Origin of the sequence: Bradyrhizobium sp. DOA1, from assembly GCF_001593325.1 — a bacterium.
In the GTDB taxonomy this organism is placed as follows: Bacteria; Pseudomonadota; Alphaproteobacteria; order Rhizobiales; family Xanthobacteraceae; genus Bradyrhizobium.
The window spans coordinates 2633761-2649160 of the sequence record NZ_JXJM01000001.1 but is presented as its reverse complement, the minus strand read 5'-3'; the positions used below and the strand labels follow the sequence as shown (position 1 = coordinate 2649160).

Genomic DNA, 15400 nt, shown 5'->3' with positions numbered 1-15400 from the left:
CCGGAAAACTCAGACACGTCGGTAAGCCGGCGGAACGCGCCCGAACATAAGCGCAGGGTTCCCGCCAATGGCGATTGGAACGGGGCTAATTTGCCATGGTTAGCTCCCGTAACCATGGGGTCGGCTTTCCGGGGAAGAGTGCATGACTGACCTGTCCATCGATGCCCGACTGCTTGCTCCTGACAACAATCGGCACCAAGCCAATCTCACAATCGTCGCCATCGCGGCGGCTCTTCTCCTCGCTGGCGCGGCAGCTCTGTCGAACGTCGTTTCGTGGCAGCAGGGATTGTTGTTTCTCCTCGGCGGCGCTCTTGGCCTGACGCTCTACCATGCGCTGTTCGGTTTCACCTCGGCCTGGCGTGTCTTCATCGTCTCGCGCAGAGGCGCAGGGCTCCGTGCGCAGATGGTCATGCTTGCGTTGGCGACGGCGCTGTTCTTTCCCGTCCTGGCTCAAGGCACTCTGTTTGGCGGGGCCGTCCGGGGCGAGATCGGCGCGGTCGGAATCGGAATGCTGACCGGGGCGTTCCTGTTCGGCCTCGGAATGCAGCTTGGCGGCGGCTGCGCGTCGGGAACGCTGTACACCGCCGGCGGCGGCAACACGCGGATGCTGGTGACGCTGGCGGCCTTCATTGCGGGATCGACGATCGGCGCGCTTCATCTGCCTTGGTGGAGCGGTCTTCCGAACATCGGACCTGTTTCCCTGATCGAAAGGCTGGGATGGCTGCCGGCGCTCATGCTCTGCTGGGCCGTGATGGCTGTCATCTATCTCCTGACTGTCAGGGCCGAGCGGCAACGGCATGGCGCGCTCGAACCGGGAGCGCGGACGGAGCTGCGAGGCTTTCGACGATTCATGCAAGGACCATAGCCTCTCTTATGGGGCGCGATCCTGCTCGCGATCGGCAATTTCGCCACGCTATATCTGGCCGGGCGGCCATGGGGCATCACGTCCGCATTCGCACTGTGGGGATCGAAGATCCTGACGGGACTGGGTGTCGACGTCGCATCATAGCCTTATTGGCAGGGTGCCCGCGCCGCCTCGCTGCAGCAGAGCATCTTTACCGACATCACCTCTGTCATGGACTTCGGCATCATCCTGGGCGCGTTGCTTGCGGCGGGCCTCGCCGGCAAATTCAGCCCGACGTGGCGCATCGCGCCTCGCTCGCTGCTCGCCGCGATCGTCGGCGGCTTGCTGCTGGGATACGGCGCGCGCCTCGCCTATGGCTGCAACATCGGCGCCTATTTCAGCGGGATCGCTTCCGGCAGCCTGCACGGCTGGTGCTGGCTGATCGCCGCCTTCCTGGGCAATATCCTGGGAACGCAGCTGCGGCCGCTGTTTGGGCTGGGCGTCGAACGTTAGATTTGCGCTGCTGATAGCTGCGCGGCAGGCGTGGCGCTTCAGCCCCGCTCGGGGATGTTGCGGCCGACTTCACCTGCGTGCACGTATCATCTGATACGACGAGTCGGTCATTTTTCGGAAGTATTCCCTCAGCCCGCAAGTTGAGTCGGTGCGCTCGCGGCCCCGGCGCTGCCTCACGTCCAGCCCTGGAAGCGCTTGGGGTCGCGTACCAAGCCCATCATTGGCCGAATGAAAACGAGCAGGCGCTTCGGATTTTTCAGACCGTATGTTCTGCATACTTTCAAGCGTCACCCGCCGCAGTTCGCTTCTCGCAGCGGACATGGGCCAATGCTTGCGAATAGCGCATAAGCGTCTCGCCGGTTACGACCACGGGCTCCGGCGTGCCCCACTCGCGTAGGACTGAAAGGAGAGTTGGGTGACCAACCTCAAGCAACGTATTGAAGATGTCGAAGTGAAAGCCGCCGAAAGCGAGCTACTGGGAAATCTGTCCGCGGACGAAGAAGTCCGCATTTATAACCGGCGCCTCACGGTTGAACTCAAGCAATACGCCAAGAAGCTGCGCCGGCAGCTCGAGACGGGCGGCAAGGGCGGCTAACGATTGCTTCAACCCCTCCAAGTCAACTGTGCGTCACAAGCGGCCGCGCGTCCGCTTTACCAACGATAGACGACGTGACAACTGGATCAGCGGGTTCGGCTAAGGGCCACTAGGCGACATCAACTACCCACGCGGACCCCAGAGAATGATGGCCGCGCCAATTAGACATACTGAAGCGCCGGCGACGTCCCAGCGATCCGGACGTACGCTCTCGATCAGCCAGAGCCAAAACAGCGACGAGACAATGTAGATGCCGCCGTAAGTGGCGTAGGCGCGCCCGGCCGCCTCCGCCTCGACAAGTGTTAACAGGTAAGCAAACACGACACGCGCATCGATCATCCGCAAGGCGACGGGGGCAATAGTGCATCGCTCCCCGGGGAGAGCACGAAGGACACCGTTAAAACCATTCGCGCAGGGAAGGCCGGGCGACCGGCAACACCTGTGGTCCACCCCGTGTGCATTCTTACTGTGCACGGACTTGCGGGTGCCGCCGTCGCCCGGTCTTCCCTGTGCCCTTGTCTCTTTCGAGGGTGTGCCAGAATCAAAACTCGGGCGCGATGCGCCGCGAGAAGGCGATCGCGCGGCAAATTGAAGAGCGGGGGCCTCCCCACTTGCTCCGTCATTACGAGCGTGGGAGCCGCAAGCCCCACACTCGCTGTCATCGCGCGGCTTGACCGGGCGATCCAGGACTCCGAGACGGGCGTGATTGAGAAGACAGGCCGCGGCGTACTGGATGCCCCCGGTCAAGCCGGGGCACGACATGGTCTTTGTGGCGCTACCTCGTCATCATCCGCGCGATCGCTTCGCCGATCACCACCGTGGTGAAATGCGTGTTGGCGCGGCAATCGGACCGCATGATCGAGGCGTCCGCGACGCGCAGGCCGGAGATGCCCTTCACGGTGCCGTCAGGATTGACCACACCATTAGCATCGCCAAAGCCGCTCATGCGGCAGCTGCCGGCCGCGTGCTGGATGTCGCCGGTCTCCCGGCGCAGCACCGCGTCGAGCTCGTGGTCCGGCAGGCTGGCTGCCTGCGGCAGCGTCAAATCGGTGTCTGCGAGCCGGATCCAATCGGCAATGCCCGACAGCGCCGGCTGGGACGTGATCACGGCGAGGCGCTTCACCGCATCCATCATGCGCAGCATGTCGCGGGGATCGGCCAGCATGTTCTCCTCGACGACGGGATCGACCGACGGGTCGGTCGAGGCGAGCTTGAGCGTGCCGCGCGAATACGCGTTGAACAGGCCGGCGCCGATCGCGCCGGGATTGCCGATGCCGCGGTGGTTGAACGCGATCAGGATCATGTCGCGCTTGCCGCCGTCGGCGAGGCCCGAGGAATAGGTCACGCAGCAATTGGTGTGGCGGGTGTCGGGATCGGTGGGCCGCAGGTTTTCGTGGAGCTGGATCGTGGCGCGAAACAGCGGGTGGTCAAAGAAGTGACGGCCTACCGGCAAATCCCGCGCAACCGCGATGCCCATCGCCTTCAGCTCCTCGGCCGGCCCAATCCCCGAGCGCAACAGGATAGCAGGGCTGTGGATCGCGCCGGCGCAAAGCACGATCTGGCGCGCGCTGATCTCCTGCGTGCCCTGCCCCTCGAAATGAACGCGGAGACCGGTCGCCCTTCCGTCGCTGATCAGCACGCGATCGACCAGCGCGTGGCCGCGGATCTCGAGGTTGGCACGTCCGCGCGCGGGCTCGAGGTAAGCCTCGTTGGTGCTGATGCGGCGGCTGTCGCGGCTGTTGATGGGATAGCAGGCGACGCCCTCGCCGTCGGGGCCGTTGAGGTCGGCACACCAGGGATAGCCGCTCGCCAGCGCCGCATCGCGCAAGCCGCGATCGATCGGGCCCCATTTCTCGGTCGGGGCGCGATAGACCGGCAACGGTCCGCCGCGGCCATGTCCCTCGGCATCGCCAAATTCAAGATCATCCTCGATTACGGAGAACAGCGGCATCACCTCTTTGGCTGACCAGCCGCTGCAGCCATTGGCGGCCCATTCGTCGAACGCTTCGGCAACGCCGCGGATGGCGATCTGGCCGTTCATCATCGAGGAGCCGCCGAGCCCCTTGCCGCGCCAGTAGAAGCGCGGCTCCTGCCCGGCCACGCGGCGCGACAAGAGATCAGGCCATTGCCATTTCTCCTGGTATTCGCGCTTGTGGATGATCGGGATCGGGTTTGGCGTGCGCACCTCCCATGGCGCCTCGTCGGCACGCCAGTCGAGGCCTGCTTCGAGCAGCAGCACGCGCCTTGCGGGATCTTCGGACAGCCGGGCCGCAACCGCAGCGCCGGCGGAGCCGCCGCCGACAACAATGACATCGTACATGGCGTTATTTCTCGACATTCCAGAACACCGGCGTTGTGGACGGTATCAGACGGCGCTGAGCGGTGGAAAGCGAATTGAAGAGGGGCGCTGTCGCAGCTCGTCATTGCGAGCGCGGCGACTTGTCCGCCGAAGCGGAAGCAATCCAGACATTCGGTGTCATCGCCCGGCTTGACCGGGCGATCCAGTACTCCGAGACGGGTGTGATTGAACCGAGAAGCCGCCGCGTACTGGATGCCCCGGTCAAGCCGGGGCACGACACCTGCATTGCAGCGTGGGTCCCGGCTCTGCGAAGCAGCGTTGCACGCTGCAGCGCGTCCGGGACACGGGATGCTATTCGATCCCCCGACCGAACTTGTTCGACTTCGGGAAGCCCTTCGGCGGCAGGCGGCCGGCGTCGGCGCGGGTGCCTTGCCACTCGGCGAGCTCCTTCATGGTCGCCGAGAATTCGCGGCCCGCGGAGTCCTTCCAGGTCAGGCCCGCCTTGGCGTCGAACACGGCGACATCAGAGAGGCCGCCGTCCTTGTACTTCTGCAGGCGGACGCCGCGGCCACGGGCCATCTCCGGCACCTGGTCGAGCGGGAAGATCAGCATCTTGCGGTTGTCGCCGATGACCGCGACGGTGTCGCCGAGCACTTCGGTGATCGCGCGCGCCTCGTTCGGCATGTCGACGTTGAGGACCTGCTTGCCCTTCTTGGTGGTGCCGACGCAATCGTCCTCGTTGACGATGAAGCCCTGACCCTCATGGCTCGCGACCAGGAATTTGCGTCCGCCCTTGTGCACGAACAGCGCGACAGGCGCGGCCTCCTGCTCGAGGTCGATGAACAGGCGGATCGGCTCGCCATGGCCGCGGCCGCCCGGAAGCTTGGCGACATCGAGCGAGTAGAACTTGCCGTTGGTGGCAAACAGCAGCAGCTTCGAGGTGGTCTCGGCGAAGAAGGCGAAGCCGAGCTTGTCGTCCTGCTTGAAGGCGAGCCCCGAGAGATCCTCGACATGGCCCTTCATGGTGCGGATCCAGCCCTTGTCGGAGACCACCACGGTCACCGGCTCGCGCTCGACCAGGGCTTCCTCCATCGCGGCGAGATCGTGCTCGGGCGCGTCGGCAAAGGTGGTACGGCGCTTGCCGAGCGGCGTCTTCGGCCCGAACATGTCGCGGACCTTGCCGACCTGCTCGCCGACCTTCTTCCACTGCTGGGATTCGGAGGCGAGCAGCCCTTCGATGCCCTTCAGCTCCTTACGCAGATCGGCATCTTCGGTGCGGATCTCCATCTCCTCGAGCTTGCGCAAGGAGCGCAGCCGCATGTTGAGGATGGCTTCGGCCTGCACTTCGGTGAGCTTGAACGCCTTGATCAAAGCCGGCTTCGGCTCATCCTCGGTGCGTATGATCTTGATCACCTTGTCGATGTTCAGATACGCGATCAGCAAGCCGCCGAGGATTTCGAGCCGATGCTCGATCTGCGCCTTGCGGTAGTTGCTGCGGCGAACCAGAACGTCGCGCAGATGGTCGAGCCATTCGCGCAAGGCTTCGGCAAGGCCGACTACCTTGGGAATGCGGCCCTTGACCAGCACGTTGAGGTTCAACGGAATCTTGTTTTCGAGCTCGGTCAGCCGGAACAGCGATTCCATCATCAGCGCGGGATCGACGTTCTTCGACTTCGGCTCGATGACGATGCGGACGTCTTCGGCCGATTCGTCCCTGATGTCGCCGACCAGCGGCAGCTTCTTCTGGTCCAGCAGCTCGGCGACCCGCTCGATCAGGCGCGACTTCTGCACCAGGAACGGGATCTCGGTGACGACGACGACCCAGGTGCCGCGTGCGCCCTCCTCCTGCTCCCACCGCGCACGAACGCGGAACGAGCCGCGGCCGGTGGTGTAGGCTTCAGCGATGGCCTGCTTGGAATCGACGATGATGCCGCCGGTCGGGAAGTCCGGGCCCTTGACCCATTTCAACAGCGCCTTGGATTTCGCGTCGGGCTTCTCGATCAGATGCAGCGCGGCGTCGCACAGTTCGGCGGCGTTGTGCGGCGGGATCGAGGTCGCCATGCCGACCGCGATGCCCTGCGCACCGTTGGCGAGCAGGTTCGGGAAGCCGCCGGGCAGAACCACCGGCTCCTTCGACTGGCCGTCGTAATTGGCGCGGAATTCGACGCCGTCCTCGTCGATGCCCTCGAGCAGCAGGCGCGCGACATCGGTCATGCGCGCTTCGGTGTAGCGGTAGGCGGCAGGGTTATCGCCGTCGATATTGCCGAAATTGCCCTGGCCGTCGACCAGCGGATAGCGCGAGGAAAAATCCTGCGCGAGACGCACCATGGCGTCGTAGATCGCCTGGTCGCCATGCGGATGGAACGAGCCCATCACGTCGCCGACGATCTTGGCCGACTTCTTGAAGGCCGTGCCCGGGTCGAGCCGAAGCAGGCGCATGCCGTAGAGGATGCGGCGGTGGACCGGCTTCAGGCCATCGCGCGCGTCGGGCAGCGCGCGGTGCATGATGGTGGAGAGCGCATAGGCGAGATAGCGCTCTTCCAGCGCTTCACGCAGCGGCACCTCGTGAATTTCGGCCGGTTCTTCCGGCGGAACGATTCGTTTTCCCATGCCGCCCGGTTAAACCGTGGAAGCGAATCGGGCAAGGATCGAATGTTCCCTGTGGGCGGCCTAGTGGCCCGCCCAACCGGCCGTCACAGGCGGGGTCTTCGCCTGCCCAGGCGCCTGAGCCGGGGCCGGCGCGTTGGTCACGCAGCGGCGCGCGGTCTCGATCTCGGCCTCGGTCGCGCCATGGGAGCGTGCCCATGCCTCGGCGGCTGCAGCGGAATATTTGGCCACTTAGTACCGGACCACCGTGCAGGATGCCCGGCGAAACACGCCGGGTTGCGGCTCGCCGGCCATTGCATCAGGCGCAAACGTCAGCAGCGCCGCAGACAAGGCGAATCCCCTGATCAACATTTGGGCTGTCCCCGTTGTGGCCACAGGACCCAAGTCCGCTCGGACGGATTTCGTTCCCGGGAACTCCATGTCGAGGGACAAGGCAGAGACGCGCTCAAGTCATGGCGCCGGTATCGCGGCTTTCGCCTGCTGCCGCATCAAGGCGTTGATGAAGCCTGCCCGTGCGTCGGAATGGCCCTGCCCGCGCGGCTCCAGCACATGGCGCAGCAGGAACAGGCCGGTGAGCCGAAAGCCATCCTGGAGATCCTGCTCCGTGAGGTCGGTGTGCACCTCGCTTTGGCGCAGGAACGGCGGCAGCCGCAACAGCCGGTCGTGCCATGGCTCGCCCGCGCCGCGCGACACCGCGCCGCCGGATTTCGGCGAGACATAGATCAGGTCCGTGGTCTCGCCGGTGACAGCGCAATTCTCCAGCGCCAGGCCGAAGCCGAGCTCGGCGAGCATCGCCAGCTCGAAATGGATGACATGCACGGCGGCGCCGCCAATATCGTCGAAATCGTCGAGCGCATGTTCGAGCTGCGCGAAAATCTCCTCGTGCGGATCGCGCTCGGGCAGGAGCCGCGCAATCGACGCGAGATGGGTGACGCCGTAGACGCCGTGCGAGGACGCCAGCAGCGTCGCCGCACGCAGTTTCAGCCCTTCAATGGCGTAGGTGCCGAGATGCTCGTCGAGCCGCGCCCGCCACACCGCACTGACGCTGTTGCCGGGCTGCAAGAGCGGCCGCATCCGCGAACCGGCGCCGCCGCGGACGAGCCCGAGATGCCGGCCGTGCGCGCGCGTCAGCAGCTCGACGATGGCGCTGGATTCGCCATGTCGCCTCACGCCCAGCACGATGCCTTCGTCGGTCCATTCCATGTGCTATATATAGCGCTATATGCCTTGACGCAGAAGTTCGGACACGCCTGGAATCACGATGGCCAGCATCATTTCCGACTTGATTGCGCTCATTCTCGAGCTGGTGTTCTGGATCGTCTGGGAGGCCTTGCCGACCTTTTTCTATTTCACCGCCCTCGCCCTGCTCTATGCAGCCACCTTCGGCAGGATCACCGTCGCATTCCCCAAGAGCATGATCCGGGTCGGCTGGACAGGCCTCTTGCAGGTCACGCGTACGAACGAAGGCCGGATGATCCTGTCGCCGGCGCTCGGCGTCGTCGTAGGCTTCGTGATCTGGACGCTCATCATAGGCGCGGTGATCATTGTCCACGCTTACCGATCGTAAGGCGGATTAGCCGAAGGCGTAATCCGCCAAGTGGTCCACTCGGATGGCGGATTACGCTACGCTAATCAGCCCAATAGCGCCGCACCAAGACATCACGCGTCGAACCAACCCTGCGCGTCGCCAGTGAAGGAGTAATACAGGCCCATCGTGGTCAGCGCACAGGAAACGATCTCGATGGCGCTGTCGAGCTCCAAGCCCTTTGCGCCGATGATCTGGCCGAGTGACATCACCGACAGCACGAGCGCCGCCGCCAGCACCCAGCGCGGCCAGTTCTTGCGATGATGCGCGGCCAGCCGGACGAAATAGACCAGCAGCAGGATCATGCCGCCGGCGAGCAGGGTCGCCGTCATGATCATCTGCTCGGTCATCTCGGCATTGGGCGTGCGGTCCTGCACCGCGACCGACAGGGCATCCAGCATCAACGATGCATAGAGCAGCGCTTCGAAGCGCCGGACGTTGCTGGGCACGCTCATCGGATACCGATCTTTTCTTGGTTATTCCTTGGGGAAGTCCAGCCCCATCTCGCGATAGCGGTCGGGATCGTCGCCCCAGTTCTCGCGCACCTTGACGAACAGGAACAGATGCACCGGCACATCGAGGATCTGCGTCAGCTCCTTGCGCGAATCCGCGCCGATCGACTTGATGGTGGCGCCGCCCTTGCCAAGCACGATCTTGCGCTGGCTCTCGCGCTCGACGAAGATCGTCTGCTCGATGCGCACCGACTTGTCCTTGCGCTCCTCCCACTTGTCGGTCTCGACCGTGGACTGGTAGGGCAATTCCTGGTGCAGCTTCTGATAGATCTTCTCGCGCGTGATCTCGGCCGCCAGCTGCCGCATCGGCGCGTCGGACATCTGGTCCTCGGGATAGAGGAAGGGGCCCGGCGGCACCATCTCCGAAAGCGTCGTGCGGATGTCGTCGACGCCGTCGCCCGAGATTGCCGCGATCATGAAGGTCCGAGCGAACTTCATGCGTTCGTTGGCGGCCTGCGCCAGCGCCAGCAGCTTCTCGCGCTGGACCAGGTCGACCTTGTTGATGACGAGGATCTTGTCGTGATTGACGCTGGCCGCCTTGGCGAGGATCGCCTCGGCCTCCTCGTCGATGCCGGTCTTGGCGTCGAGCAGCACGCAGACGAGGTCGGCATCATGCGCCCCGCTCCAGGCGGTCGAGACCATGGCGCGGTCGAGCCGGCGCTTGGGCAGGAAGATGCCGGGCGTGTCCACCAAGATGATCTGCGCGTTGTTCTCGATCACGATGCCGCGGATCAGCGCGCGCGTGGTCTGCACCTTGCGCGAGACGATCGTGACCTTGGCGCCGACCAGCGCGTTGACCAGCGTCGACTTGCCGACATTGGGCGCGCCGATCAGCGCAACGAAACCGCAGCGCCTTGCGGTGGGCGCCTCGCCGCTTGCTTCAGCCATCATTGCCGCCGCCAACGCCTTCGCGTTCGATCATCACTGATGCCGCCACCTTCTCAGCCGCGCGCTTGCTCCCGCCGATGCCTTCGGCCGGAGCCAGTCCCGGCAGGTCCACCGCCACGCGGAACTGCGGATCGTGGTGCGGGCCGGTGCGCTCGACCTCGCGATAAACCGGCGTCGGCAGTCCTTTGCCTTGTGCCCATTCCTGCAGCACGGTCTTGGGGTCGCGCAAGGGCCGACGCGGCTTGTGCATGCGCTCGGTCCAGTTGCGCTTGACGAATTCGGCTGCCGCCGCGTGGCCGCCGTCCAGGAAGATCGCGCCGATCACGGCCTCGCAGATGTCGCCGAGGATGGATTTGCGCAGGCGGGCATCGGCGCTGGACCCGACCGAACCGAGCTTGATGTCGTCGAGCAGTCCGAGCGACTTGGCGACGTCGGCGCAGCTCTCCTTGCGCACGAGTTCGGCAAGGCGCTTGGACAGCTCGCCCTCATCGGCGCTTGGATAGGCGTGATAGAGCATGTCGGAGACGACGAGGCCCAGCACGTGGTCGCCGAGGAATTCCAGCCGCTGATAGCTGTCGCCGCGCTTGCGTCCCGACTTCAGCGCCGAGACATGGGTGATCGCCTGCATCAGGAGGTTCGGATCGGCGAACTTGTGGCCGATGCGCGCCTCGAGCGCGGCATTCGCATCGGTACCCTTGGCCTTGCTGCTCCGCGCCCGCTTCTTCTTCGCAGGCGCCTTCGGTGCAGCTTCGCTCTCGGGAGCGGCTTGCGCCTCGGTCGATTGGATCGCGATGTCCTTGGCTTCGTCTTTCATCGGACGATATTGAAGAAACGATTCCAGCGCACCGACCACGGCCAGCGCCAGAACATCCAGGCGTGCTCGCCTTCGGCGATGGAGAAGAAAATCATCTGGGCGCGGCCGATCAGATTCTCCTGCGGCACATAGCCGACCTGGCCGAGAAAGCGGCTATCGGTCGAGTTGTCGCGGTTGTCGCCCATCATGAAGAAGTGGCCGGGCGGCACGTTGTAGACGTTGGTGTTGTCCATGTAGCCGTTGTCGGCGCAGTCCAGCGTCTCGTAGGACACGCCGTTCGGCAGCGTCTCCTTCCAGCGCTTCACCCGGGAGATGCCGCCGCCCTCGGAGCCGCACGGGTCCTCGCCGACGAACTCGCTCATGCGCTGCCGCTCGACCGGGGCATCGTTGATGTAGAGCAGACCGTCGCGCATCTGGATGCGGTCGCCGGGAAGGCCGATCACGCGCTTGATGTAGTCGGTGGAATCGTCCTTGGGCAGGCGAAAGACCACGATGTCGCCGCGGTGGGGGTCCGAGCCCCAGATCCGCCCGGAAAACAGGTTCGGCGAAAGCGGGATCGAGTAGTGGCTATAGCCGTAGGAGTATTTCGAGACGAACAGATAGTCTCCGACCAGCAGCGTTGCCTTCATCGACCCCGAGGGGATGTTGAAGGGCTGGAACAGGAACGTGCGGATCACCAGCGCGATCAACAGAGCATGGATCACGACCCGGATCGTTTCGCCGACGCCGCTCTCAGTTTTCGTTCCCGAAGTCACGCTCATTGCTCTCTCAATTCCGGCCGGCGGTCACAGAGCGCCCTCCTCCCGCGAACAGCCCATCGGTTCGCGGCCCAAGGAGATTGTCCTGATTCTGATAGTGAGGGCCAATTCCGGCGTAAAGCCGAATTTACCCAGCCTGATTTGCGTTCGCGGACTTTTAGACGGTTGTCGGACACCACGCAATCAATGATCGCATCAAAACCGCCTAAGATACTGGTATTTCATGCGAATTATGATCTTTCCTGACGCCGTCAGGGCTTGGCGAGCGGGACGGCCGAAATGATGACGAAGGCCTGCGCGAGCGGCCAGTCGTCGGTGATCGAAACGTCGATCCGTGCCTCGAACCCCTCCGGTGTCAGGGCCTGAAGCCGGGCCAAGGCGCCGCCGGTCAGTTGCATGGTCGGGCGCCCTCCCGGCAGGTTGACCACCCCCATGTCGCGCCACCAGACGCCGCGCCGGATCCCGGTGCCGAGCGCCTTAGAGCAGGCCTCCTTGGCGGCGAAGCGCTTGGCGTAGGTCGCCACCACCATCTTCTCGTTCTTGGCGCGCCGCTCCGCCTTGGCCCGCTCGGCCGGGGTGAAGATGCGGTCGAGGAAGCGCTCGCCGTGGCGCTCCATCACCTTGGCGACGCGGGTGATGTCGATCAGGTCGGAGCCGATGCCGATGATCATGCCCGGCTCCGCCCGCGATCCATCGCCGCCCGCATCCTGCGTACGGTCTCGGCCAGCCCCACGAACAGCGCCTCGCCGATCATGTAGTAGCCGATGTTGAGCTCCATAATCTCAGGCAGGGCCGCAATGGTCTCCGCCGTCGCATAGTCCAGCCCGTGCCCGGCATGGACCTCCAGCCCGGCAGCCTTGGCGAGCTTCGCCCCCGCCACGATCCGCTGCCATTCCGCTTCGGCCTTTTCCGTGTGGCCGTCGACGACGGCGTCGCACCAGGCGCCGGTGTGGATCTCGATCACCGGCGCGCGCAGCCGCGCCGCCATCTCGATCTGAGCAGGATCGGCGGCGATGAACAGCGAGACGCGAATGCCGGCGTCGTTGAGCCGCGCGATATAGGGCGCCAGCGCATTGTGCTGGCCGACCACGTCCAATCCGCCCTCGGTCGTCACCTCCTGACGGCGCTCCGGCACCAGACACACCGCGTGCGGCTTGGTGGCGAGCGAGATGCGCATCATGTCGTCGGTCGCCGCCATCTCGAAATTGAGCGGCTTGGAAATCTCGGCCTTCAGCCGCGCCATGTCCTCATCGCGGATGTGGCGGCGGTCCTCGCGCAGATGCGCGGTGATGCCATCGGCGCCGGCCTCGATTGCCAGCAGCGCAGCCCGCACCGGGTCCGGATTGCGGCCGCCGCGCGCGTTGCGCAGGGTCGCGACATGGTCGACATTGACGCCGAGGCGGAGCGGAGATGCTGGCATTTCAGAGCTCGCGAAGTGACATTTCCCAACTCGTCATGCGCGGGCTCGACCCGCACATCCATCTTCCTTGAAGAGATGGGTTGCCGGATCAATCCCGGCAACGACGAACTTCATCCATTAACACGTTCGACTTTGGCGACGACCGCTTTCGCACGCAGCTGGGCCAGGATCGCGCTCAGATGCTTCAGATCATAGACTTCGAGATCGATCGTCGTCTCCGTGAAATCGGGCGAGCGTCGCTGCATGCTGATATTGTCGATGTTGCCGTCGTGCTCGGCGATCACGGTGGCGATCTGCGCCAGCGCGCCGGGCTCGTTGACGTTCTCGACCTTGATGCGGGCGGGGAAGCGCTGCGGCGCGGAGTCCTCGATGTCCCAGCGCACATCCAGCCAGCGCTCCGGCTCCTCCTCGAAATCCTTCAGGGCCGGCGCCTGGATCGGATAGATCGTGATGCCCTCGCCCGGCGTGACGATGCCGACGATGCGGTCGCCGGGCACGGCGCCGCCATTCGGCGCGAACTTCACCGGAAGGTCGGAATTGATGCCGCGGATCGGGATCGCGACCGGGCTGCGTGACGGCTCCGAGGACTTCTCCTTGAGCTTGGCGGCGAGCCCTTTCTTGGCGCCGTAGCGCGCGATGCGCTCCTCCTTGTAGTCGGGATACATCGCGCGCGCGACGTTGGAGGCCTTGATCTCGCCGCGGCCGACCGCCGCCATCACGTCGTCGATCGAGGTGCGTGCAAGCCGCGGCAGCGCGCCCTTGAGCTTGTCGTCGGCATATTCGATCTTGGCGCGCTCGAACAGACGCTCGACGATGCGCCGGCCGAGCCCGGCATATTGATCGCGCACGGCAGTGCGCGTGGCGCGGCGGATCGCGGCCCGCGCCTTGCCGGTGATTGCCAGCGTCTCCCAGGCCGACGGCGGCGCCGATTGCGCTTCCGAGGTCAGCACCTCGACCTCGTCGCCGTTCTGGAGCTCCGAGGACAGCGGCGCGAACTTGCCGTTGATCTTGCAGCCGACCGCGCTGTTGCCGACGTCGGTATGCACGGCATAGGCGAAGTCGATCACGTTGGCATGGCGCGGCAACGCGATCAGCTTGCCCTTCGGGGTGAAGCAGAACACCTGGTCGTGGAACAGCTCGAGCTTGGTGTGCTCGAGGAATTCCTCGGGATTGGCGCTCTCGGAGAGGATGCCGATGGTGTGGCGCAGCCAGGCGAACGCGTTGGATTCGCGCTTGAGGAATTCGGTCGGTGAGCCCACGCCTTCCTTGTAAAACACGTGCGCGGCGATGCCGCGCTCGGCGATCTGGTCCATCGCCTCGGTGCGGATCTGGAGCTCGACGCGCTGGTTGCCGGGACCGATCACCGTGGTGTGGATCGAGCGATAGTCGTTCTGCTTCGGCGTCGAGATGTAGTCCTTGAAGCGCCCTGGCACGACCGGCCAGGTGGTGTGGACGATGCCGAGCGCGCGATAGCAGGCCTCAATGTCGTTGACGACGAGGCGAAAGCCGAAGATGTCGGACAATTGCTCGAAGCCGACCGACTTGCGCTCCATCTTGGTCCAGATCGAGAATGGCTTCTTGCGGCGGCCATAGACCCGCGCGCCCAGACCGCGGTGCCGCAGATTGTTGGAGAGCTGGTCCTCGATCTCGCCGATCAGATTGCGGTTGCGCTCGGCCAGCGCGTCGAGCCGCTGCATCACCACCGAATAGGCTTCGGGATCGAGGGTGCGGAAGGACAGATCCTCCAGCTCCTCGCGCATTTCCTGCATGCCCATGCGGCCCGCCAGCGGCGCGTAGATGTCGAGCGTCTCCTCGGCGATGCGCCGCCGCGATTCCGTCGGGACGAAATCCAGCGTGCGCATGTTGTGCAGGCGATCGGCGAGCTTGACCAGAAGCACACGGACATCGTCGGCAATGGCCAGCAACAATTTGCGCAGGTTCTCGGCCTGCTTGGCCTCCCGAGATACCAGCTCCAGCCGCTTCAGCTTGGTCAGCCCCTCGACCAGCGCGCCGATCTCGGGCCCGAAGATCTGGTCGATCTCGGCCCGCGTCGCCTCGGTGTCCTCGATCGTGTCGTGCAGCAGCGCGGCCACGATGGTGGCGTCGTCGAGCTTGAGGTCGGTGAGGATCGCCGCCACTTCGAGCGGATGCGAGAAATACGGATCGCCCGAGGCGCGGGTCTGCGAGCCATGCGCCTTCATGGCGTAGACATAGGCGCGGTTCAGCAGGTCTTCGTTGGTGTTGGGATTGTAGGACCTGACGCGCTCGACGAGGTCATATTGACGCATCATCCGCGCGCGGGGCTTGGCCGGGCGCGCCACCGGCGCAGTCGGGGCCACGGCAACCGATTCGGTTGCGGCCTGCATCTGCGTGGATCTGCGGCGCCGATAAACCATGCCGTCCTGCCTCTAAACGGGCCAGGAGACGGCCCGTTGCACACATCTTAGCGTCGATCCTGCGCGTGTCCGATCAATTCGGTGACAGGCCAGCGCGAACCGACGACACTATGGTAACCACGAAAACGCCAACAAAAGCAAAGGCCCGAACAACGGTTCGGGCCTCGAT

At 64.6% G+C, this 15400-nt stretch carries 12 protein-coding genes and 3 pseudogenes; 3 read left to right on the top strand and 12 right to left on the bottom strand.

Features of this window, described 5'->3' with window-relative positions; genetic code table 11:
- Window positions 1-142: 142 nt before the first annotated feature.
- Window positions 143-1357 (top strand): annotated as a pseudogene (locus SE91_RS12575) (YeeE/YedE family protein).
- Window positions 1358-1772: 415 nt separating this feature from the next.
- Window positions 1773-1952, top strand: coding sequence for a hypothetical protein (locus SE91_RS12570; protein ID WP_060736262.1), 180 nt, complete (start codon window positions 1773-1775; stop codon window positions 1950-1952).
- A 123-nt stretch (window positions 1953-2075) separates the two neighbouring features.
- On the opposite strand, the pseudogene SE91_RS12565 reads toward SE91_RS12570, so the two are convergent.
- The 5 genes and pseudogenes from SE91_RS12565 to recO form a co-directional block, all read right to left on the bottom strand.
- A pseudogene (locus SE91_RS12565) lies at window positions 2076-2273 on the bottom strand (YnfA family protein); the annotation flags it as partial.
- A gap of 454 nt (window positions 2274-2727) precedes the next feature.
- The gene (locus SE91_RS12560) at window positions 2728-4272 is read right to left on the bottom strand and encodes a GMC family oxidoreductase (RefSeq protein WP_061847816.1); all 1545 of its coding nucleotides are present in this window, start codon (window positions 4270-4272) and stop codon (window positions 2728-2730) included.
- 330 nt (window positions 4273-4602) lie between these two features.
- On the bottom strand, window positions 4603-6861 hold the full coding sequence (gene parC / locus SE91_RS12555; RefSeq protein WP_061847815.1) for a DNA topoisomerase IV subunit A: 2259 nt from the start codon (window positions 6859-6861) through the stop codon (window positions 4603-4605).
- A 60-nt stretch (window positions 6862-6921) separates the two neighbouring features.
- Window positions 6922-7209 (bottom strand): annotated as a pseudogene (locus tag SE91_RS37600) (hypothetical protein).
- A gap of 99 nt (window positions 7210-7308) precedes the next feature.
- A complete protein-coding gene (gene recO, locus SE91_RS12545) occupies window positions 7309-8061 on the bottom strand; it encodes a DNA repair protein RecO (protein ID WP_061847814.1) in 753 nt (250 codons plus the stop codon).
- Between the two features lie 58 nt (window positions 8062-8119).
- Between recO and SE91_RS12540 the strand changes: the two genes are divergently transcribed.
- Window positions 8120-8425 carry a hypothetical protein gene (locus SE91_RS12540; protein ID WP_061847813.1) on the top strand — a complete coding sequence of 102 codons (306 nt, stop codon included), beginning with the start codon at window positions 8120-8122 and terminating at the stop codon, window positions 8423-8425.
- Window positions 8426-8517: 92 nt separating this feature from the next.
- Here the strand turns inward: SE91_RS12540 and SE91_RS12535 are convergent, their stop codons facing one another.
- From SE91_RS12535 to SE91_RS12505, 7 genes are all read right to left on the bottom strand, one after another.
- Window positions 8518-8898, bottom strand: a complete 381-nt coding sequence (locus SE91_RS12535) for a hypothetical protein (RefSeq protein WP_061847812.1) — start codon at window positions 8896-8898, stop codon at window positions 8518-8520.
- Window positions 8899-8919: 21 nt separating this feature from the next.
- Window positions 8920-9846, bottom strand: coding sequence for a GTPase Era (gene era, locus SE91_RS12530; protein WP_061847811.1), 927 nt, complete (start codon window positions 9844-9846; stop codon window positions 8920-8922).
- Window positions 9836-10657, bottom strand: a complete 822-nt coding sequence (rnc, locus tag SE91_RS12525) for a ribonuclease III (RefSeq protein ID WP_060736264.1) — start codon at window positions 10655-10657, stop codon at window positions 9836-9838. Before rnc ends, era begins: the two co-directional genes overlap by 11 nt.
- The gene (lepB, locus tag SE91_RS12520) at window positions 10654-11418 is read right to left on the bottom strand and encodes a signal peptidase I (protein WP_061847810.1); all 765 of its coding nucleotides are present in this window, start codon (window positions 11416-11418) and stop codon (window positions 10654-10656) included. The genes rnc and lepB overlap by 4 nt, the downstream gene beginning before the upstream one ends.
- Before the next feature lie 248 nt (window positions 11419-11666).
- Complete coding sequence (gene acpS, locus SE91_RS12515; RefSeq protein WP_008548285.1) at window positions 11667-12086, bottom strand: holo-ACP synthase; 420 nt, start codon at window positions 12084-12086, stop codon at window positions 11667-11669.
- Window positions 12083-12835, bottom strand: coding sequence for a pyridoxine 5'-phosphate synthase (locus tag SE91_RS12510; protein WP_061847809.1), 753 nt, complete (start codon window positions 12833-12835; stop codon window positions 12083-12085). Before SE91_RS12510 ends, acpS begins: the two co-directional genes overlap by 4 nt.
- A 110-nt stretch (window positions 12836-12945) precedes the next feature.
- Window positions 12946-15231 carry a RelA/SpoT family protein gene (locus tag SE91_RS12505; RefSeq protein WP_061847808.1) on the bottom strand — a complete coding sequence of 762 codons (2286 nt, stop codon included), beginning with the start codon at window positions 15229-15231 and terminating at the stop codon, window positions 12946-12948.
- Between the last annotated feature and the right edge of the window lie 169 nt (window positions 15232-15400).